The 21,695-nt window shown below is 37.9% G+C and carries 21 protein-coding genes; 18 read left to right on the forward strand and 3 right to left on the reverse strand.

All coding sequences use genetic code 11. The annotated features are described in order from the left end of the window. The first annotated feature begins 31 nt into the window (after positions 1-31). The 5 genes from E4S40_RS12930 to E4S40_RS12950 all read left to right on the forward strand — a co-directional run bounded on the left by E4S40_RS12930 (position 32) and on the right by E4S40_RS12950 (position 4,250). Complete coding sequence (locus E4S40_RS12930; RefSeq protein ID WP_135074797.1) at positions 32-631, forward strand: DUF2911 domain-containing protein; 600 nt, start codon at positions 32-34, stop codon at positions 629-631. A 104-nt stretch (positions 632-735) separates the two neighbouring features. Then, positions 736-1,578 (forward strand): sulfurtransferase, encoded by an 843-nt coding sequence (locus E4S40_RS12935; RefSeq protein WP_135074800.1) that lies wholly within the window; start codon positions 736-738, stop codon positions 1,576-1,578. A 4-nt stretch (positions 1,579-1,582) separates the two neighbouring features. Next, positions 1,583-2,227 (forward strand): PAQR family membrane homeostasis protein TrhA, encoded by a 645-nt coding sequence (gene trhA / locus E4S40_RS12940; RefSeq protein WP_135074803.1) that lies wholly within the window; start codon positions 1,583-1,585, stop codon positions 2,225-2,227. Positions 2,228-2,318: 91 nt separating this feature from the next. Continuing rightward, on the forward strand, positions 2,319-3,425 hold the full coding sequence (locus E4S40_RS12945) for an acyltransferase family protein (RefSeq protein WP_135074806.1): 1,107 nt from the start codon (positions 2,319-2,321) through the stop codon (positions 3,423-3,425). A 165-nt stretch (positions 3,426-3,590) separates the two neighbouring features. Further along, positions 3,591-4,250: a hypothetical protein gene (locus E4S40_RS12950; protein WP_135074809.1), complete on the forward strand. Its 660-nt coding sequence runs from the start codon at positions 3,591-3,593 to the stop codon at positions 4,248-4,250. 29 nt (positions 4,251-4,279) lie between these two features. On the opposite strand, the gene E4S40_RS12955 is transcribed toward E4S40_RS12950, so the two are convergent. After that, positions 4,280-5,311 carry a proline iminopeptidase-family hydrolase gene (locus E4S40_RS12955; RefSeq protein WP_135074812.1) on the reverse strand — a complete coding sequence of 344 codons (1,032 nt, stop codon included), beginning with the start codon at positions 5,309-5,311 and terminating at the stop codon, positions 4,280-4,282. Between the two features lie 123 nt (positions 5,312-5,434). Here E4S40_RS12955 and E4S40_RS12960 point away from each other — a divergent pair, with 123 nt between their 5' ends. The 6 genes from E4S40_RS12960 to E4S40_RS12985 all read left to right on the forward strand — a co-directional run bounded on the left by E4S40_RS12960 (position 5,435) and on the right by E4S40_RS12985 (position 13,806). After that, positions 5,435-6,352: a DMT family transporter gene (locus E4S40_RS12960; RefSeq protein WP_135074815.1), complete on the forward strand. Its 918-nt coding sequence runs from the start codon at positions 5,435-5,437 to the stop codon at positions 6,350-6,352. Between the two features lie 166 nt (positions 6,353-6,518). Then, entirely contained in the window at positions 6,519-8,735 is a 2,217-nt protein-coding gene (locus E4S40_RS12965; protein ID WP_135074818.1) for a carbohydrate binding family 9 domain-containing protein, read from the forward strand. Between the two features lie 478 nt (positions 8,736-9,213). Next, entirely contained in the window at positions 9,214-10,026 is an 813-nt protein-coding gene (locus E4S40_RS12970) for a DUF2490 domain-containing protein (RefSeq protein ID WP_135074821.1), read from the forward strand. A gap of 12 nt (positions 10,027-10,038) precedes the next feature. Then, positions 10,039-11,106: a DUF1611 domain-containing protein gene (locus tag E4S40_RS12975; protein WP_135074824.1), complete on the forward strand. Its 1,068-nt coding sequence runs from the start codon at positions 10,039-10,041 to the stop codon at positions 11,104-11,106. Between the two features lie 16 nt (positions 11,107-11,122). Beyond that, a complete protein-coding gene (locus E4S40_RS12980; RefSeq protein WP_135074827.1) occupies positions 11,123-12,172 on the forward strand; it encodes an ABC transporter transmembrane domain-containing protein in 1,050 nt (349 codons plus the stop codon). Positions 12,173-12,597: 425 nt separating this feature from the next. Continuing rightward, positions 12,598-13,806: a tyrosine-type recombinase/integrase gene (locus tag E4S40_RS12985; protein WP_135074830.1), complete on the forward strand. Its 1,209-nt coding sequence runs from the start codon at positions 12,598-12,600 to the stop codon at positions 13,804-13,806. A gap of 19 nt (positions 13,807-13,825) precedes the next feature. Here the strand turns inward: E4S40_RS12985 and E4S40_RS17305 are convergent, their stop codons facing one another. After that, on the reverse strand, positions 13,826-14,659 hold the full coding sequence (locus E4S40_RS17305) for a J domain-containing protein (protein WP_135074833.1): 834 nt from the start codon (positions 14,657-14,659) through the stop codon (positions 13,826-13,828). After that, entirely contained in the window at positions 14,656-14,868 is a 213-nt protein-coding gene (locus tag E4S40_RS12995) for a hypothetical protein (RefSeq protein ID WP_135074836.1), read from the reverse strand. The genes E4S40_RS17305 and E4S40_RS12995 overlap by 4 nt, the downstream gene beginning before the upstream one ends. Before the next feature lie 235 nt (positions 14,869-15,103). On the opposite strand from E4S40_RS12995, the gene E4S40_RS13000 reads away from it, so the two are divergent. From E4S40_RS13000 to E4S40_RS13030, 7 genes are all read left to right on the forward strand, one after another. After that, the gene (locus tag E4S40_RS13000) at positions 15,104-15,496 is read left to right on the forward strand and encodes a hypothetical protein (protein ID WP_135074839.1); all 393 of its coding nucleotides are present in this window, start codon (positions 15,104-15,106) and stop codon (positions 15,494-15,496) included. A gap of 285 nt (positions 15,497-15,781) precedes the next feature. Beyond that, positions 15,782-16,561, forward strand: a complete 780-nt coding sequence (locus E4S40_RS13005) for a DUF4468 domain-containing protein (RefSeq protein WP_135074842.1) — start codon at positions 15,782-15,784, stop codon at positions 16,559-16,561. Positions 16,562-16,862: 301 nt separating this feature from the next. After that, positions 16,863-17,366, forward strand: coding sequence for a hypothetical protein (locus E4S40_RS13010; protein WP_135074845.1), 504 nt, complete (start codon positions 16,863-16,865; stop codon positions 17,364-17,366). A gap of 98 nt (positions 17,367-17,464) precedes the next feature. Then, positions 17,465-17,764: a hypothetical protein gene (locus E4S40_RS13015; RefSeq protein WP_135074848.1), complete on the forward strand. Its 300-nt coding sequence runs from the start codon at positions 17,465-17,467 to the stop codon at positions 17,762-17,764. Further along, on the forward strand, positions 17,757-18,089 hold the full coding sequence (locus tag E4S40_RS13020; protein ID WP_135074850.1) for a hypothetical protein: 333 nt from the start codon (positions 17,757-17,759) through the stop codon (positions 18,087-18,089). The genes E4S40_RS13015 and E4S40_RS13020 overlap by 8 nt, the downstream gene beginning before the upstream one ends. Before the next feature lie 350 nt (positions 18,090-18,439). Next, positions 18,440-19,567, forward strand: a complete 1,128-nt coding sequence (locus E4S40_RS13025; protein ID WP_135074853.1) for a hypothetical protein — start codon at positions 18,440-18,442, stop codon at positions 19,565-19,567. Between the two features lie 27 nt (positions 19,568-19,594). After that, entirely contained in the window at positions 19,595-21,679 is a 2,085-nt protein-coding gene (locus E4S40_RS13030; RefSeq protein ID WP_135074856.1) for a DEAD/DEAH box helicase family protein, read from the forward strand. Positions 21,680-21,695 lie beyond the last annotated feature (16 nt).

The raw sequence follows: 21,695 nt of genomic DNA on the forward strand, positions 1-21,695 counted from the left end.
TTTGAAACTTATAACCCAAATCCAATAACTAATGAAACACACAAAACTATTCGCATTAACCGTCTTGGTTCTATTCGCATGTAGCTTATCGGCTTTTGCTCAATTGCAAACTCCGGCTTTGAGCCCTGCCGCTTCTGTCTCACAAGTAGTGGGATTCACCAAAATCAGCATCGACTATTCATCCCCTGCTGTCCGAGGGAGACAGATTTTTGGAGATATTGAAAAATGGGATGTGACTTGGAGAGCGGGAGCCAATCTTCAGACTACCATTGAGCTTAGCACCGACGTTTCAATTGCTGGAAAAAACGTACGGGCCGGAAAGTATTCTATTTTTATGACCCCTACTGAGAGCGGTGACTGGACAGTTCATATCAATAGTAAGGGAGTTTGGATCTATAACTATATGAAAGATGGAAAAATCGATGAGGAAGCCCTAGCAAAAGATGACCTGGTGTCTTTCAAGGCGACAACCGAAAGAGGTGGAAATACCGAGCGTTTGGTTTACACCATTTCAGCCAATGACAACAAAACCGCGCTTGTAACTATGGCTTGGGAATCTATCAAAGTCACCTTCCCTATCGATACACAAGTAGATCAAAAAATGGAGCAGTTTAAAAGCCAATTGAACTAATTAAACTACCCTAAATCCTAAAATCCCATTTGATAACAAGTGGGATTTTTTGTTTTTTAACCCCTTCTTTCCATAGATTTACAATACATCTTTTTTCTATCCTCATGTCACCTATTATCAGCCCAACTGAATTGCTCCAACTTTCTCAAAAAGAGAATTTTGTATTAGTGGACGCCAGAAACAGCCAAAATCCAAAAGAAGTCTATGAAAACGGTCATTTGAAAGGAGCTGTATTTGTAGATCCCAATTTGGAATTGGCAGACATCAAGGAAAACTTGGCAGTTGGAGGCCGTCATCCCCTTCCTGCTGTTCAGGATTTTTGTAATGTCTTGGGAAAATTGGGGATAGACCCGCATTCGCATGTGGTTGTTTATGATGATCAGAACGGAGCCAATTCAGCGGCCCGGTTTTGGTGGATGCTACGAGCATTGGGACATAAAAAAATTCAAGTATTGGAAGGTGGAATTCAGGCAGCGGAGGAAGTAGGATATTCATTTGAAAAAGGTAAATCCCAGCCAAAACCTAAACCTACTTACCCGGCAACAAAATGGGACTTACCTATTGCCTCAATGGAGGAGGTTGAGGAAAAAGCTGGAAAAGCAGGGAGTTTCATCATTGATGTTCGGTCAGCTGAGCGATACCGAGGCGAGCAGGAACCCATTGATTTGATCGCGGGACACATACCAGGAGCTATCAATATTCCTTTGACTCAAAATATGGATGATTCAGGTTATTTTTTAAAGCCTGAAAAACTTCGACAGCTATATCAGGAGGTTTTAGGCAATACTCCTCAAGAAAACATCATTGTGCATTGTGGTTCGGGGGTATCGGCTTGCCATACTCTTTTAGCCATGGACTTAGCAGGTTTGGAAATCCCCAAACTCTATGTAGGTTCCTGGAGTGAGTGGAGTCGGAATGATAAGCCCATAGGAAAAGGCTCAGCTTAATTTTATGACTCCATCCAATAAAAAAAGGCCACAAACCGCACAAGAAGAACGAGCCAATACCCTGTCTCATGGATTCGGTTTGGCTTTAGCTTTGGCAGGTATCCCATTCTTAATTCAAAAATCTTGGAACTTAGATTCTACAGGAATCTTCCTAGCTGTCCTAGCTTTTTGCTTGGGAGTGCTGATGGTCTATAGCTTCTCTACGGCATACCATGCCGCAGTCAATCCAAGCCTGAAATCCAAGCTTCAAGTATGGGATCACATTTCAATTTATTTCCTAATAGCTGGGACCTATTCTCCGATGGTTTTGACTATTCTCCAACCCAAGCAAGCCCTGATCATCCTATCAATTATTTGGGGCTCTGTGCTAATTGGAACCTTCTTTAAGATCTTTTTTACCGGAAAATTCAAAACCTTATCCGTCGTTATCTACTTGACCATGGGTTGGTTGGCTGTCTTTTTCATCCAAGATGTAATCAACCAACTGAGCATTCAAAGTCTTTTCTGGATTGCAGCAGGAGGTTTATCATACACCATTGGCGTCTACTTTTATGTAAAAAGCCAAAAACCCTTTTATCATGCCATTTGGCATCTATTTGTTTTGGGAGGAACAGTCTCCCATTTTATAGCGATTTTGGAACTACTTTGATTAAGTAATTTCTATAAGCTCCCTTTCCTCTTAATCCTGTATTCTCCCTTTTCAAGACATTTTTTTAAATTGGAAGGATACACCCAGAATAATGACGACGAGCATTTCCCCTTCTCCCACCCAAAGACTTGTTTCCTTAGACGTTTATCGTGGTTTAACCATGTTCTTGTTAGTTGCCGAGGCGGCTTGGGTTTATGAAGCTTTTCTAGAACTTTTCCCTGAGGGAAATTCCCTTCAATCCTTTTTTATTCAATTCACTCATCACGAGTGGAATGGTTTGCGCTTTTGGGATTTGATCCAGCCATTTTTCATGTTTATAGTCGGTGTAGCCATGCCATTTTCTCTCAATAAGCGAATGGCATTAGCAGAAAACCATAGCCATATCACCCTCCACATCCTCAAGCGAAGTCTCATTTTATTTTTGTTTGGAACGGGATTGCACTGCGTCTATGCCGGAAAAATGGTGTTTGAACTTTGGAATGTATTGACCCAACTCTCATTTACCATTTTGGTCACTTACTTCCTTTTGGATAAAGGCTGGAAAGTCCAATTAGGTGTCTCATTAGGTCTTTTGGCCTTAACGGAAATTTTATATCGAAGCTATAATCCTGAAGTTCCTTTTGAGCATGGAAGCAATTTCGGCAACTACACCGATATGCTATTGATGGGCAAAATCAACAAGGGTGGATGGGTAGCAATCAATTGTATTCCTACAGCCGCTCATACTATTTGGGGAGCTATTTGTGGTAACTTTTTACTTTCCAACAAATCCGCCAATTCCAAAATCAAAATCTTTATAATCGCTGGTTTCATAGGGCTAATCATTGGATATGGACTGGATTGGACTGGCATCACCCCAATCATTAAGCGAATCAGTACGACTGCCTTTGTCTTTGCATCCGGTGGATGGGCTTTACTCGCTTTGGCATTCTTCTACTGGTGGATTGATGTCAAAAACCGCCGAAAAGGAATCTTCCCTTTTCTAATTGTAGGCATGAATTCCATTTTCATCTACCTTTTTGCAGAAATGCTTGGGAGATGGATGAATAAAACAGTTGGGATTTTTACTACTGGCGTATTTTCTTGGATGGGAGTTGGAGAGCACGGTCTAGGCCTAATTGCTGCCCTAGGTGCATTGGCAGCTATGTGGGGGTTGTGCTACTTCCTTTACCGAAAAGGAATTTTCTTCAGGATTTAAATCTTGGCTTCGAAGTCACCAACTAGCTTTTTGAAAAATAAGTCTAGGTATCGAGCGAAAAAGTCAATATTTTAAATCTTGATCAATCTTATGTATGAGGAAATCAATCTAATTCATCCTCATTAAGTTTTTTCATTAAAAAATTTTCACATCAACTTTCTAAAAATGTCCAATGTAATTCCTAGTGGCTGGTTTAAGACTTATTCAGAAACTCAGCTACTTCTTCAAGATGGCACATCCATCACCCAATCATTTGTCCAAGATATTCATCAACTCAATCCTAATTTGACGTTTGATGAAAAGGTCATCATCAATACAACCCCAGCCTTGGTTTTTTTTGATCCTGCTACCAAAACCGTCAATCTTCCTTTTTATGATCAGCTAAGCAAGGATTCAGTCGGTTTCTTTCAACAAATGGGAGGTTCAGAAGCTGAAGGAAAACGCCTTTTCGGACTGTTTTTCAATGGATTTTATCTCGCACACGAACTGGGACATGGGGTTCAGTTTTTTGTAAAAGGAGATGAAAAAGGATCCTACAAAAATGAATTGTTTGCCAATCAAGTGGGAATGCAATGGTGGAGAAAGCATGGTGCCGATTCTGAACTTTCTGCATGCTACAAATTTGCACAGCATATTATCTCCATTTTACCGAATCCTGTTCCAAAAGGAATGACAGTCGAAGAATATTTTGACAAAAACTACAATACCGTTTCAAACAATCCCTATATCTACGGATTCATGCAGTTTCATCAGTTTATACAAACTCACGACGATGCGACACTACCAGCCTTTGATGACTTAATCAGAGCTTATATGAACTCTTAACCCTGATTGCTATTTAAGATTAACTGCCATTAAAACTCAGCAGAATCCACATCTTTGATAAACTGAATCACACCCGGGAAAAAGTGTTCGGGATCATCGTATTGGCTCAAATGGCTACCATTTGGACACAATAGAAAACGACCATTTGCCACTTCCTTTGACATCCATTCCATGTGTGCAGGGTCCATGGTATCATGCGTAGCTCCCACTACCAAAGTCGGAACAGTGATATCTTTTAATTGATCTCGAACATCCCAGCCTTTTAAGCTAGCTCCTGGCGTGATCCCAAATTCGCTATGACCCTGCATATACACATATACATTAGGATTCACCAATTCCATCATCTTATTAATTTCCTCTGGCCATTCCGAAGGGTTCATTCTCAAAAAGTGATAGGGATAATGGTGCTCTGAAAGAAGCTCCATATATCTGGGATTTTCAAAATCCCCATTCTTTTCGATTTCCATCAGTTCGGCAAATACCTCCTCCGGCATTTGAGGGCCTAATACCTCCTTAGCATAATTTTCATACTCATCCAAGCTGGACATCATGTTACAAATAATAAGGCCTTTGAGGTTTTCCTGATGCTTAAATGCATATTCCATTCCTAACATACCACCCCAAGATTGTCCTAAAAGGTAAAAGTTGTCCTTATTCAAACCCAAAGCTTGTCTAACCTGCTCCACTTCATCCACAAATCGTTCAATCGTCCAAAGTGAAGAATCATCGGGCTGATCTGAACGAGCAGAACCCAATTGATCATACCAAATGAACTCAATGCCTTCTTCAGGAAAGTAATCTTTAAAATTACCATACTGCAAATGAGACATCCCCGGTCCTCCATGAAGCAGGAGTACTTTCATGCTTGGATTCTCTCCTATTCGCTGCGTCCAAACCTTAAATTCTCCAGAAGGAGTTTTAATAGGAATCATCTGAACCTGCTCCTCCAAAACCGATGAAGAGCTTTGATCAACAGCTTCCAGATCTTCTGATTTGTTCGATGGTCCACAGGATACAATAACGACCGCAAGGATCAAATAGAGGAAGAAATAATTTCTCATAAGCTTTAGAATTTCACCTGAAATTAGCTGAAAGAGACTTTTTTACAAATGAGTCTTTGATTTTTGATTTGCTCTATCCAAAAATCCAAAACCATGAATATCTTCGCTTGAATTTAATCCAGCATGATTCAAGCCACCTCCTATCAGAAAGTTCCGGGGATTCTCATGGCGCTTTCTTCTGCGGTTTTTTGGGGAATATCAGGAACCTGTGCCCAGTATCTTTTTGAGCAAAAAAACCTAGATCCTGCTTGGTTGGTCACTTGGAGAATGATTTTAGGCGGACTGATTTTGATTTTATTTTCCTTCACCCAAGAAAAAAAAGCCGCTCTGTCAGTATGGAGAAAACCCGAGGACATTCTTCAGATTTTGCTTTTCGGAATTGTAGGAATGGTGGCTGTACAGTTTACTTACTTCTACAGCATTTCCCTTTCCAACGCAGCCACAGCGACCATTCTCCAATACATAGGCCCTGTATTTGTGGTAGGTTTTTATGCTATTAAAAACAGAAAATGGCCTATTCTTGCTGAATATGGAGCCTTGATTTTAGCCTTATCTGGCACATTTTTATTAGTCACCCATGGTTCCCTGGAAGTCTTGGTAATTTCCAAAGAAGCTTTGTTTTGGGGCATTCTATCCGCCCTTGCCTTGGCCTTTTACACGATACAGCCTGTGGGACTTTTACGAACTTTCTCTCCAGCAGCTATTACAGGTTGGGGAATGTTGATTGGAGGTGTTTCATTTTCCCTGATAACACAGCCTTGGACTATTTCTGGCACATGGGATTCAGGAACATTTTTGGCTTTTGGTTATATCATTCTGTTTGGCACCGTCCTGGCCTTTTATTTCTTTTTGCGATCTGTCTCGATTATCGGAGCGACTACGGCAAGTTTACTTTGTAGCGTGGAACCACTATCGGCAGCTCTGACGGCAGTTTTTTGGTTGAAGGTCAGTTTCTTGGGAATGGATTGGATTGGGACTATTCTTATCCTAATCACCGTAGGCTTATTGACTTGGAGTAAAAAGGAAAAGCAGGCAATCTAGAGTAGCTTATTTTTTTGGACAAAACATAGTACCGACCCCGCTTACATAAAAAACTCTTATTCAGAAAACCCTTTTTGGAAACTCAGGTTTAATTCCCTGTTGGTCAATTTCAGACCGCTAATATAAATCCCATTCTACTCCAGGAGAGTAAGCCTAATTTTGCACTATGCTAAGGAAAAGTCTACTTCTTATTGGGTTCACTTTGCTTATTAGTAGCCTCCGTGCCCAGGACATCCTATTCAAAAGGGTAAACACCCCTATCGAAATTGATGGGGTAATTGATGATGCATGGAGCATGGCAGATTCCGCCTACAATTGGATGCAATATTTCCCATTTGACTCCTCCCTGGCTGTCAATCAATCCGTAGCAAAAGTCCTTTTTGATGATAAAAACATCTACGTCCTAGGTATTTTATACAGTGAAAATGTAGATAGAGAATACGTGACTCCCTCTTTACGAAGAGATTTTCGGGGAGCTGCTAACGATAATTTCACCGTCATATTCGATACGTTTCAGGATAGAACAAATGCTTTCACTTTCGGAATCAATCCTTTCGGAGTTCGAAGAGAGGGTTTGGTTGCAAATGGAGGAACCGGTGAAAGTTCTTTCAGTCTGGATTGGGATAATGTGTGGAGAGGTGAAGCCAAACAATATAAAGGCTATTGGGTAGCCGAAATGGCCATTCCTTTAAACACGCTACGCTTCAATGAAGGACAAACTGCCTGGAATATAAATTTTTACCGAATCGATAGTGAAAGTGCCGAAAGATCTACTTGGGCTCCAATTTCTAGAAATTTCACCCTCTTTAATCTCGCAGCTTTGAAGGAAGCAGGTTGGGAAGAACCGACCAAAAAGAGTGGAAAAAACTTATCCTTCATCCCCTATATTTCAGCAAACTCCGGTAGAAACTTTGAGACTAATACGGAACCTAATCATGGTTTTAATGCGGGATTTGATATCAAATATGGAATCACTCCCGGTCTGAACTTAGACTTGACCGTCAACCCTGATTTTTCCCAAGTAGAAGTAGACCAGCAAGTCACCAACTTGGATCGTTTTGAAATATTCTTTCCTGAAAGACGACAGTTTTTTCTCGAAAACGCCGACCTCTTCTCAAATTATGGAAATAGAGGTACCCGACCTTTTTTCAGTAGAAGAATAGGTGTTTCTCGGGATGAAAGCACCGGTCAAAATATTGAATCCGCCATCCCCTTTGGCGCAAGAGTGAGCGGAAAAGCAAATGACAATTTGCGAGTCGGAATTTTGAGTATGCAAGTAGCGGATGATCAAGCTGCGAGCTTACCATCCTACAACTATTCCATGGTTTCACTCCAGCAAAAGGTTTTCGCACGCTCCAATATTTCCGCCTTTTTCGTCAACAAACAAACATTCCAAAGCCCGGAAGAATATTCTGACAGTTTGTACAATGCATGGGATAGAACCTTTGGAGTGGATTACAATTTGGCATCAGCTGATAACCGAATTACAGGGAAGTTCTTTTATCACCGCAACATCCATCAGGTAGCCGTAGATAGTGCTTTCGCTGCTGGTATCGAACTTCAATACAGCGTTCCTAAATGGTCCTTGGATATGCGGTCTCAAGCCGTGGGTGCCAATTATGCTCCTGAAGTTGGTTTTGTCCGAAGAACGGACATCCGACAATTGGCTATGACCTACCGACGAAGCTTCTTCCCTTCCCAAGGTGGTATTCAGCGTCATGGACCTGGATTTGATTTTGACATGGTAGGAAATGACAGCTACGGATTCTTGGATTGGGATGTGAACCTGCTATACGATATCTTTTGGAAGTCATCTGCTCGGTTTTCATTTCGTCTGAGAAGGCAATACACTTATTTGTTCAATGGTTTCGATCCTAGCGGAACGGATGGACTTCCTTTGCCCGCTAATACAGAATACACGAATGATGTAATCATTGCTCGCTACGAATCAGATGAACGGAAGAAACTCTCCTTTAATCTAAGTACTCGATCTGGGGAATATTTCAACGGAACAAGAATCAATCTGGAAGGCAGCGTACAGTGGCGATATCAGCCTCTGGGCTTCACCAGCATAGACTTTGCCTTTAATCGAATCCGGCTTCCAAGGCCTTACAACGATTCCAACCTATTTCTAATCGGTCCTAGATTCGATTTTACTTTCAGCAAAAAATTGTTTTGGACCACCTTTGTCCAATACAATAGCCAAATCGACAATGTAAACATCAATTCCAGATTTCAATGGCGATTTGCTCCAGTATCAGATATTTTCCTCGTGTACACGGATAATTACCTCGCGGAAATGAATCCCGATGGATTTATCGAGTTTGGACCTTCCAAATCCCGAGCTATTGTCTTTAAGATGACTTATTGGTTGAATCTTTGATTGACACTCAAAAAAACAAAAGGCCAATCTTTGTATAAGATTGCAGTTTAGTCAAATCGTTACGTTGGAATGAGTGAATTTTTTCCAATCTAAAAGCCGGACCAAGGCTAATTCTGATCATTATCGGAATCACAGAATGATTTTTTTAACGCCTTGTTCTAACCTAACATCCCTACCAATTTTTCAATTGGCTATATTCCTTCAACTCTTGTTTCATAGGGAAATTGCAAATTTGCTAGGATACGAAGGTAGGATCGAGCTTTACAAAAAGCTTTAGTAAAGCTTTTTAGCGAGAGGCCAGATAGCTGGACAGGTAAAGTACACCAAGTCCTAACCATAATTCTCCTACTCCCTCCGGGGATTCTTTTCCACTCTCCAACTTTAATTTTTTACTCTAATCATTAAAAAATTTTAATGTCCGGGATTACAATTCTTCATCGGGCTACGACCAAAAGGCAGATTAGATCATCAACCTTTTATGAAAACCAATTTCCTGTCGTTCAAGCTTGTATTGCTTTTCTTCCTGATCGGAGGTCCTCAATTAGTGCAGGGACAATACAAAACCCGACTGTGGAGTAGCTTCAATGTGCGAGCACCACTGACCGATAAACTTGACGTACGTGCCTCATACATCAAATCGCTAAAAATAGATGAACCAGGTCTGGAAACTTCATTCAACTGGTTTGCTGCGGCCTTGACCTATCAGCTCACCAAAGATTGGAGAATGCAACTCGGGTCGGCTTGGATGGAACTCCCAAGCTCCGGAAGAACCACCCACCGATGGACCATGGAAGGAAGTCATCGCATAAGGCTGGACCGACGATTTACACTACGCAACAGCCTACAACTGGAAGCTCACAACGATCAGGAACCCCGATTTGACTACCGGGTCATCATGGGATCGAGAATAGGTTTGAGAAAAAGATTGGACTTCCTCGGAGTTGCTCCCTCATTGAACTATGCCCTGTTTTTCAATATAGGTGGTGATCCGATCCGATACTTTTCAGAAAGCGGGGAGGAAATCATCCGGAAACCCTCCAATGGCCTCCATCGGGGAAGGCTGATGGCCAATTTCAACTTCAAGTTATCGAAGCCTATTCGCCTTTCGGTGTACTATATCAATCAGCACGAATTCAATTTGGTCTTTTCTGAAACCAATAAAATCAACGTCCCGAATCCCAATACAGGCAGAATCCAGAGGCCATTTAACAATCAACACATCATTGGTTTTGCCTTGTCTTACCAAATCAAACCCCTCAATGGAGATGGATTTCTCCCTATCAACTTCTAATACCAAAATTCTATGAACACGAGAATCAAAAAGGGAATGCTTTGCAACAAGATCGATCCCGCCCGTCTCCTTTCCCCTGAATTACTTCCCTTAGATACTTCTTTTCAAGCCGGGGACGTAGGCGTCTTTGAGGTCCTGGAGATCGGAAAACATACCCAACTCCAGTCTTCAGGCCGCAACTTGAGTATTCTTCCAGGAGATCATATCATGTGCGTATTTGGTACCCGATACGCGACCAATCAGTTTGAAGGATACATTCCTTCCCAAATCCAGGACGAATATCATCTGCTCGGAGGAGGAGGTGTAGTTGGTATTTTGGAAAGTACCCATGTCAAGTATGAAAAAGAAGGACCAACCCGACTAAAATTGATAGGAATGGCTGTGGACCACAAGGGTCAAATCATCAACACCATTCTGGAGCGGAAGAATGCCATCAAAAAATTTACCGGTAAAGAAGCCCACAAAACTAAAGTCATCCTTTCTCTCGGTTCCTCAATGGACAGCGGCAAAACAACCACTGCTGCCTATTTAGTCCATGGCTTCGCAAAAAAAGGAATTACCTCCGCATACATCAAGTTAACGGGAACGGCCTATCCCAAGGACAAAAACCTAGCATATGACCTAGGAGCTGCTGTTTCAGTGGATTTCTCAAAATTTGGCTACCCTTCTACCTACCTCAGTTCAGAAGCAGAAATTCTCAACCTCTATGAAACCCTTCTGACTGAAGTAAACACTTTAAATCCTGAATTTGTGGTGGTGGAAATCGCCGATGGCCTATTCCAGAGAGAAACCCGGATGCTCCTTCAAAATCCAGTTTTTATGAGTACGGTTCATCAGGTGGTATTCTCTGCGGGTGATAGCCTCTCTGCAGTCCATGGGATGGAAACGCTGATCAATTGGGAGATTATGCCTTCTGCTCTGTCCGGACTCTTTACTGCCAGTCCTCTGCTCATCAAAGAGGTAAAGGAATACTTATATGAAAAACAAGACCTGCTCTTCATGCCCATCCTAAATCTGGAAGATTTGAGTCTTGGCAAATGGCCTATGATTCATCAAAGCTCCAACTTACTACAGGCCTAGATAAACCTATCCGAAAATGACGAATTGGATCAAAAACAGAACTTTAAGGAGGCTTTGGTTTCGAAAAAACCCACTCCTGATTCTCATTTGGGCTGCAGGCTTGATATCCAGCCTCAGCACCTTTCTTTTGAGCCTGATGGTAGGTTCCTTTTTTGACATCAATTATCAGGAAGGAATCAGCAAAACTCTGCTTTTGGAAAAATTCGGGATAAGGATTCAGGATATCAATCTCTTTTTTGGGATTTTTTTAGCAGTGATTCTGGTCAAGTTTTCCCTGGACTTTTATGAGCGAAAATCCATCAATTACGCCGCAGAACGAATGGTCAGCAGACTTACTTCGGACCTTTTTTCCAAGCAAATGAACTGGTCCTCTCAATTGTTCTCAGAAGTCCCCTTTGGAAAATACCTACTTCGCTACAGTGGGGATATGCAGTCCATCCGGAACATGTTGGTCAATGGAATCTTTAGAGGAATCCGAGATTCAGTATTTCTCCTGACTGGTTTATTCGTCTTGCTGTGGCTCAATCCTATCTGGACACTAACTGTTTTGGGTATGGCCCTGCTCCTATTTCCGATTTTTCTTTTTTTGGATCGAAAACAGAAGCCTTTAATTCTTGAAAAAAGAAACAGCAAAAGTAGCTTGATCAACCTGGTGACGGAGAGTTTTGGCAAGCATACCCAAATCCAAGAAAATAAGCTGATCCAACGCACTATCAGAAGATTCAAGCGGAAAAAGTCGAGGGTTTTGACCGCCAATTTAGAGTATAGAAAATCCGAATCCTTGAGACAAAGCTTGATAACCATCCTCAGTCCTGCTTTGATCTTTTTCTTACTTCTTCTGATTTATTTTTCTCCAAATTCAAGTACTCCGGGAGAATTATTGGCCTTTATGTTGGTACTTTCTGCCTTGACTCCTGCAATCAGAAATGTAATCAAAGCACCAAATACCATAGCAAAAGGAATGCTCTCGCTGGAAAAGGTGGAAATTTTGCTCCGCAAAAAACAAAGAAGGAAACCCAAAACTACCTCCAAACCAGTACTAATACCCCTGCCAAAAGAAGCATAAGCCTCTCGCAAATCTCCTTTTGTTTGATTTCAAACCCGAGGGTTCTCATCCCTTTCTTTCAACTGTAATGATGGACTAAAAAAAGACTAGCTTTTATTCAAAAACTAGTCTAGAAGCAGAGAGGAAGGGATTGGCTTCGCCTTTCCCATGTGGATGTAAGGTTGCAAACAAGCCTGCTCACTTTGTTCGCTGGAGTCTTTTTGCTCCTTACCCGCTCAAGCAAGCTTGGCGGCTAAAATGCAACAAGCCTTTCCGCTATGCGAAAAGGCTTGTTTGCAGAGAGGAAGGGATTCGAACCCTCGATACCCTTTAGGGGTATACACACTTTCCAGGCGTGCTTATCGGTCAGAAACAGGGTTTTTCAAAAAAAGGAGAATATGATTAAGTGAATATTTGGTGAGTTCTGCCACCAAATAGCCACCAAAATGTACAGAACAAACCTAATCCTAAAAGGAGTAAACAAGTCCAACAGATTTGGGAAAATTACAATCGAGATTACTTTCCAAACAGGTTCTTTAAGAGAAAGGATCTATATCCCAACTGGAGAAAAAGTACCAATAGAATTCTGGCAAAAGGGTAAAATTTCTAAAGCCTACCCTTCCCATAAGGACATATCGAAACGGGTAGAAATCATACACAATGAAATCCGTGCACAATTATTTGATCTAGAGAGGAAGAATGGATTTATTAATAAAAACCTATACAATGATTCCATTCAAGGCGATAAAAATACTGAGCAGGATTTACTGACTTTACTCGACAAATTCATAGAGGTTAAGAACCTGAGCTCAAAAAAGAAGCTTATTGAAAAGCTAAAAACCATTCGAAACCAATTAACCACATTTCTAAAAGGTAGAAGGCTATTCTTGAATGAGGTTAATCAAGAATTTGTCAATTCCTTGACAAAGTATTGGGTGGAGGAAATAGGATTACAGCCTAATACCGTCGCTAAAAATTTTGGATTCTTTAGGCAGTTTATGAACTACCTTAAAAATGAGGAAATTCTAACCAGTTTAAAGTACCAAAGGCTTGAATATCCAAGTGAGGTAGATACAAATACTGTAGTCCTGAATAAGGAAGAGGTTATTTCCCTTACCAGATACATTCCAAGAAGTGAATCCTTGAGAAAGGTTAAGGATCTATTCTTAATCATGATTTACTCAGGGCTTCGATATAGTGATGCAGTAAGGATAAATCCAAGTTGGGTGAGAGGAGACTTCCTATTTGTAAACACACAGAAAACGGGAGAAAAGGTAAGTATACCATTACATCCAAAATTGAAGGGACTTCTGGAAGCTCATCAATACGATGTGTCGAAGATTAGGATTTCAAATCAGAAGTTCAATGACTATGTGAAGGTACTATGTCAAGAAGCTGGAATCACCTCTTTGATTGAAATCGTCAAGTATGAAAAGGGAGAAAAAAAGTATCTGACTTTTACCAAGTTCAAGTTGATTGCTAGCCATACTGGAAGAAGAACCTTTATCACAAATTCCATCCTTGCTGGAATACCCTTACCAGTAATCCAGAAAATTACTGGGCATAGGAAATTAAGTACTCTGCAGAAGTATGTGGAAATATCGGATGAATCGAAAAAATCCGAATTAGAAAAATTAGGAGAATACTTCAAATGAATAAGGGGGTAAAAGCCCCCTAATCATTTTTTGGGGTAAACGAATACGGAAATGCAATTAAATTAAATGGGGTACCATCAGGCTTTACAAGGATAGAGATGTCTCCTTCATTCGTTTTGAAGTCAAATGAAGTAAAATTATTGGAGTCAGTTGATTTTGTAACTGACCGAATTTTGCAAAATAGACTTTCTTCTCTGGGTACGTCCTCTCCATTGATTGTCAATATCAAAACGGTAACACTGTCTTGCGTAACCTTAATAAATCCTGAGGCATCTGCAGTAATAATTGAGTTTTCTTCCCTTTTTCTAACAGCCTCCATGTCTGTGAAGGTTATTCTCTTTAGGGAGTCAGAGAAAACTAACCTTTCTTCCATAGGTAGATTATTTAAGGAAGACTTTGTTTCAGAATAAATCATTCTTCCAAAGAAGAGTACTACACCCCCTAAGATGTAATATAGAATGCTGTTTCCTGCGGATTTTCCAACAACTTTACCAGCTTCACCAAGGGATTTAGCTAAAGATTTACTAAACTCCTCGAATGAAAAGTCTGCATATTTTTTAGCTTTTTCACGAGATCTATTTACAAAATCATCAAAATCAGAAGACTCTGAATATTTCTGATCATCGGGGACGGATTTTTTAGTATGCGAATTGAAAAGTTGATCATAAACACTCCTTTTTGCTGAATCTGACAAAACAAGATAAGCTTCATTTATTTCAATGAATTTATCATGCGCTTCAGGAGAAGGGTTCTTGTCAGGATGCCATTCAAGAACTAATTTTCGATATGCTTTTTTGATTTCTTCTTGAGTGGCATTTTGGTTAACACCTAGAATGTCGTAGTAATTCTTCATGATTTGGAAGGTAAATTACCTGAATTATCTTGCCCTTTATTTGACTTCCAAATTGACCTTATCCCATAAATAACACCTAGAAACATCATTCCTATAACGGCACCCCCTCCTCCGCCACTAGCATTAATTCCTGCTTGTAAAAGCACTGCTACAACCAAGGATCCAAAAATAATTGCAATTGTGGCCATAATCTTTTCTGATTTTTTCATAATTAAACAATGATAGTTATCCTAAAGTATTATCTTTTAAGTTGTAATACAAGAGTTCGCAATGAATTTGCCTTTTGTTTATGAAGAATAAGGATGAACAATTCGGAGAATTCAAAAAAGAACAACTCTAGAAATTAGTTGCAAGAATCAAACAGCTTCGAAATAAAATAGAGATACCTTCTTAATTTGCTTAAAATTTTGCATGGATAAGATAATAGCCTAAAAGAGTTTTTTGATGAAGGATTTACCGAAAAATTATCAAATTGATGATGAGGAACTTGAAGCCAGAATCATCATGGCCAAAGAGTGGAATCAATTTGAAGTTCCAAAGGAAATTGATGAGAGAATCACGGAATTGATTTATTGGAAAGAGGAAGAGGAACACGAAGTACTTTTAACTCTTATGGATGAATTTGAGGCTCAAGAGTGCTATATCCGAAAAGCCTATGGTTTAGTACCATTAATCTCCATAAAAGGAAAGAAGAAGAAGCTAAGGGGGCATTTTATCAAAGCGCATTTTGCAAGGAAAGCTGTGTGCCAAGAAGATTTCGGAATTCTGGACAAGGGTCACCTATTTATTAACAATTTTATCAACCCCTGTCCATTGAATTTTTCAAAGGAGAGTTAATATTTTAGAAATCTAAAAAGTATTTCATGAGTAATTTCAAGAAAGAATTCTTGAATATAAATCGATACTCTTCGATTATTCCATGTCATTGGTAGGGTTTGGGAAAGCTGTTATGAAGATGTTTGAAATTGATGTGGATTATTTATATAAGTAAAGACGATAAAGGCTTGACATAGTTAATTGTTCGCCAAATCATTTTAAAGTCATGAGTTGGATTTGAGTAAAATCATGAAATTCATTAACTTGACGGCATATTTAATGTTAATTAATTAATTAAAACCATTGATGAAAACTTCGTATTTCACCCTTGTTTTTTGCTTTATTTTTGGATTTAACTTCGCTCAAAAAGCTAGAATTGCTCTTGATGGTCAAGAAATTGTGACAGTAATTAATGCAGTTAGTGAAACAAATATTTTCACCAAATCGGGAAATATTCCAATTGAAAAAATTAAGAAAATCACATTTGAAAAATTTGATTCCAAATTTGAGTCTACATATTCTAAATTGAGTGAGAAACTTGAAATTGATTTTGGGGATGGGACTGATTTCGGAGATATTTCAAATGAAAATTTTGTCTTTTCAGACGAAAAAGAGCCAAGTTTAGAGGATGAATATGTCTTTATAAAAATTGATAGTATCAATCTTTCACAGGATGAGCTTTACACTAAAGCAAAATCATACATTGCTTACAGCTTTAAGAGTGCTCAAGATGTTATCCAGTTAGATGATAAAGAAAATGGAAGAATAATAACAAAAGGAAATTTCACATCTGATGTTAAAGTTCCTATGGGGAGGTATCCAAGTATTATTGAATTTACTTTCACAATTGATGTTAGAGATGGGAAGTTTAGGGGAATAATCGAAGATCTGACTCACAAAGGATTAATAGGTGACACCTCTCATGTTGGTGGGTCATTTGAAAATGAAAAACCAGCAATTGGGACTTTCTTTTTTCCAAAAGGACATTGGGATAAAGTTAAAGAACAGGGTAAAAAAGATGCAATTTTGCATTTAGAAGACTTTGCTAACTACATGAAATCTAAGGCAAAAATTGATGATTTTTAATCAGGAAAATTTTTCGGTTATAATTAAGAGAATTTAAATCAAGTGACCGAAATTGAGACTAAATGGTTACCCATTTAGTCCAGTTTTTCGCGATAATGAATATCCGTAAATATGATAAATTGGAAGTAAAAATTGAACAAAAGACAAGTCGAAAATTCTTGGAAGAAAGCATCTCTTGAATATTCTGGACAAGGGTCGCCTACTTATTAACAATTTTATCAACCCCTGTCCATTGAATTCTTTAATTTTTCCAAAATTTCAATTATTCCCTTATTTTTAGTTCTCATTCATTTTTAAGCAAATGCTTCAAGACCTAATCAAAGATCTACAATCAACCTTAAAGTCCTACAGTCAAGGACTTGCCAAGCAAAATCTCCTAGTGGATATACCTTGGACTATGGTGGATGGTGACCTTAATCTTCAAAGACTGATATTCAGAAAGGACAACTCTCTCTACATTGTGAGAGAAGGCGAAATTCAGGAATCAAAATGGGAATATCTACCAGCGATGAATTCACTTGTGATAGAAGTAGGCGGTAAGAAAATTCTTATGAATGAGATATTCGCAGATGGTAAAGCTCTTCTTCTAAAAAAAGATGGTGGTACATTAGAGTTCCTAGCATTTGCTAACCAAAAAGAGTTACCCGACCTAAGATTACGTGAATATTTAAATGATATAACAGAATACCCTAAGAGAATAAAAGATAAAGGAGAACGCATAAAACGAAGAATCAATAGAGTTACAGTTATTCTTGTTTTGATCTATCTATTAGTTTTTCTTCTTATTTTTTTCTCAAAAAGATAGTAAAAAATAATGACCCAAGACCTCGAAAAGACCCTATGGGCTGCTGCTGATAAGCTTAGAATATCAAAGAATTTATAACTTATCAAAATAAAGAAAACATGGAATACTTATGGGCAGTTTTAATTTTTGTTGGGATTTATGCATTGACAACACCCCTAACAGCTTTTTTGGGGTTGTTAATACCTATAACTTATGCCTTCTTAGGATATTTCCTTGGTACAGAATCAATAATAATGGGAATAGGAGGATTGCTTGGTAGTCTCTTAAATTATTACAGTGCATACAAATACATAAAAATTCATGGAGCAGTTTCTAATGCCCCTAAATACAGCATTTATGCATCCCTTGCATATATTATTGTTTTTATAGTAACAACTATTTTAAATTTAAATGGATAGCAGTAACTATTGGCATATTTTAATTATTGCATTTATTGCATGGTTAGTATGGAGAATTATTAGTAATACTAATAAAAAGAAGTCACTTGATAATTTTAAGCAGAGTGTAATTAAATACAAGATTATAGAAAAATATGATCAAGACCCCAAATGGGCAACTTATTTATACTTTGACAATGGGAAAGAAGGATGGAACAAGACTATTCCTGGAAGTTTTCTTGCTAAAGATCCTGAAACGGATTTGACTTTTGTCCACTATAATAAGGAGGATGCATTAAGATATGCACAGAACACATTTATAAATGCGAAACATTTGGATGAATAAGCAAACAGCAGTTCAATTATGAAAAACGGTCGTTCTGATATCTTTACTTGATTTTTAAAATAGAAATATCGAGCTATTGAAAAAAGTATTCGCCATAAAGTTAATTCCTGAGATAGGGAAGATTTTGACCAATTGAAATTTAAATCAATCTCATGCGAAAAAATTGAATATCCATTTTAGAAGATACTTTCAAATTATTAGAAAAATTGAAAACCCATTTATTGAATATTCTGGACAGGGGTTAGCTGTTATTTAACTAAAATAGTGACCCCTGTCCAAAATTATTGAAGTCAAAGATTAAAGATAATTTTAATTTTTTACCTACATAAAATACATAAAATCAAACTGTTATGAACTTTAGAAAAATTAATCTTTTCTTTCTTATTGGGATAACGTCCTTGCATTTTTCATGCGATAGTGGTGACCCAATTGCAAAAACTGAATTTGGAAAGATTCCTACAAAATCATTTTACAAAAATTTAATAGATGAAGAGTTAGTTCAAGTGGTTTATGGTGGTGAAGAGCCATATGATACAATATACTATTTTAATATAAATGGAGATTCGACTTTAAAAAGTGTTCTTTGGACACATACAGACAAATATGAATTTGACACCCTACAATCAATAAAGATTAATTTTGGGTCTGACTCAGTTCTATTTTATGATGAGATGATGTTTGCGCCAGGAAAAGGAGAAGTAAGTAAAGAAAAGCTTAACTTAATCTTAGAGATATACAAAAAGTGGTATGGAGAACCTAAATACAGTTTTTCACATAATTATTCAGAAGTAAAAATAAGTGAGATAGACTCAATATTTAAAAATAAAAAGTCTCAAAGTGAAAAAGAATCAATTATATCACAATTCCTAGGAGGAGAAGATGATAATTATTTTTTAGTGTGGAACCCAGAAGGATTCAATTTAATGATTTCATACAGATGGGAAGAAATTGATAGCACAATTACTAATGGGTTTATTAAGTATGAAGTAATAAATTATGATAAGATTCTAAATAAGAGAAAGGAAGAAATTAGAAATAACGCCAGTATCAATGATTTTATCTCATTGAGGTTTTATTTGGATGAATTTACTGAAGGAATGCCTCCATTCACAGATAGATTGAATTTACGTATGTTTAGTGTTTCACATAATCTTCCAGAAGAGCCTAGAAATATTGAAAAATTCAAATTTGATGTCATTTTTGAAGATGAGTATAAGGATACGATACTTGTCGTGCAGGATTTGGAGTACGATGGATATGGTATTTTAGAGTCCGCTTATTCAACGGGGTATACCACTTCTCCTTCGGGAAGGATAGAATATTATGTAGACTACTATAGATATAATGAGAATGGAAGGGCTTTTGAGGAATTAAGAAAACTTAGAGAGAGAAAGTTTTCGAGAAGAAATTTAGATGACATAAAAATCTCAGCAAATATTAAATCCATTGTTTTTGAAAATGGAGATGTCCTAAAATAAGTTTAATTACCTACCACAGAAATTTAAGTGGCAAGAATTACGATAGAAATACCAAAAGGAATTCGATTTTTAAGTGATTTCAAAGATGGTGCTTGGGATTTTTCCAAAGGACTTCCAAATGGAATCCTATACAAGAAGTTTACAGGTATAGGTGCTACCCACTGTGAAATAATTGCTGAAAGGGATAGTATTCTGGTATTTCCTACTATTGCGCTGGCTAGGTCTAAATATTTGAAGGCATGCAAGGAAGCAAAAGATGGATTCAGGTATCAATTTTTAAACGGGGGTGTGAAAAATGAAGAGCTAGAGCAATTCATTTCGGAAAGGGGTGAGAATGATATAGACAAGTATTTTGTAGTGGCAGACAGTTTACCACGACTCATCAATTTTCTTGGGGAAGATGTTTACTATGATTATTTCTTGATGGTGGATGAAATAGACACCTTTCAAGTGGATACTTCCTATAGATCCTCATTAGAATTTGCAGTTGATTACTTCAAGGATTTCAAGAATAGGTGTGCTTTGACAGCTACTTTAATCCCTTTTTCAGACCCTGATTTTCAAGAGGGAAATATTGATTATTTTACCCTTGAGAAGAAGAGTTTCGATAAGCCAGAACTTAGGTTAGTGAATGTTTATTATCCTATACAATCCCTGGTAGAAGAAATTACTGAGTTATTGCCAAAGGGCGAGAAAGTTGTTGTAGCTATTAACTCAATGGATGGGATTAACTATGCCATAAAAAATCTTTTAGCTCTTGGTAAGATTAAAGAATTCGATACAGGCGTCTTATGTAGCCAGTTTAGTAAATACAAAGTTCATTCTAAGTCAAATTGGATTGACATACCTGAAGACGGAAAGATTTCTCTAGAATATCCTCTTACTTTTATTACCTCTGCATACTTCACTGGGGTTGATTTCATAGATAAATTTCATTTGCTGATTGGGGTACTAAAGGCTCCTCAACATGCAATGCTCACCTTTGAAAATATTTACCAAATTACGGGAAGGGCAAGAAATGGATTTTTGTCATGTAAGGTTGTAAAGTTTGATGCACATAATACCCCTGGAAAATTCTTTGATAGGGAAGAAATTATGAAAAGAGTGGAAAAAGTAAATTCACTTTTCAGCTTTGCAAAAGAACTGTACGATGGTGAGGAATTTTTGGATGATTACACATCTGTCAAATCTTCATTCGAAAAGATAAAAATTAACGGAGAAGAAGGTTTTATAAGGGTAAATAAAGACGGTGAAGTTGTTCCCTCCTCATTTACCATTGACTACAAAGAACACTTTTTTCAATCTCTCTTGGATTATGAAACTAGAGCTGATCACCTAAAAGAAAAATTAGAGTTCTATTTTGAAGTCTTAGAAGAGTACAACTTTACTGAAGTATCACAGGAATTAGAAGGGTTTACTGGGGATGATTTTGCAGAAAATTTTCCAGATAAAATACCGCGAATTTTTGATGATATCTTTAAGGAAATACTAAAAGATACTAATTCCAGATCTGTTGGAGGAATAGACAAAGCATATCTTTTCCAATTCATTCAAAATCAACGTCATAATAGAAGGATGTACTCTGCCTCCCTTCAGATGGTATTTTTAATTGAAAAGCATGGTCAGGATTATCACTTGCTTAAAGAGAAATTTATTGAATTAAATGAAAGCAAATTTTTAATTAAGGACTTTTATTACATCCTAAGACTCTATCAATTATACCACTCAGCTCAGTACAAATTACTTACAAAATTTTTCAAGTTAAATTCTGAATACACAGCTCAAGAATTGGTTGGTATATGGAAAGACATTGTTGATCAATCACCTGGTATCAAAAAGTATTTAAAAAACAAAAATATTGGCCAACCTGCATACGTGGTGGACTTGATGAAGAAATTATTCGTCATAAAAGAAATTCTTCGAAAATTAAACCCCACTACGGGGAAAAAGGAGCCAAAAAAATATAAGCTATTGGCTTTTAATAGTGACTTCTTCAAAGTTGAAAGAAAGGAAGAATTCCCAAATGAGAAGGTCCAAGACCTATTTGGTATCTCTTACAAAAAATACCTTTTGGGATTGACGGAGGATGAATTGAGCTCTTTAATAAAATAATGGACAGGGGTCATTT

Source organism: Algoriphagus kandeliae (assembly GCF_004571135.1).
Taxonomy (GTDB): domain Bacteria; phylum Bacteroidota; class Bacteroidia; order Cytophagales; family Cyclobacteriaceae; genus Algoriphagus; species Algoriphagus kandeliae.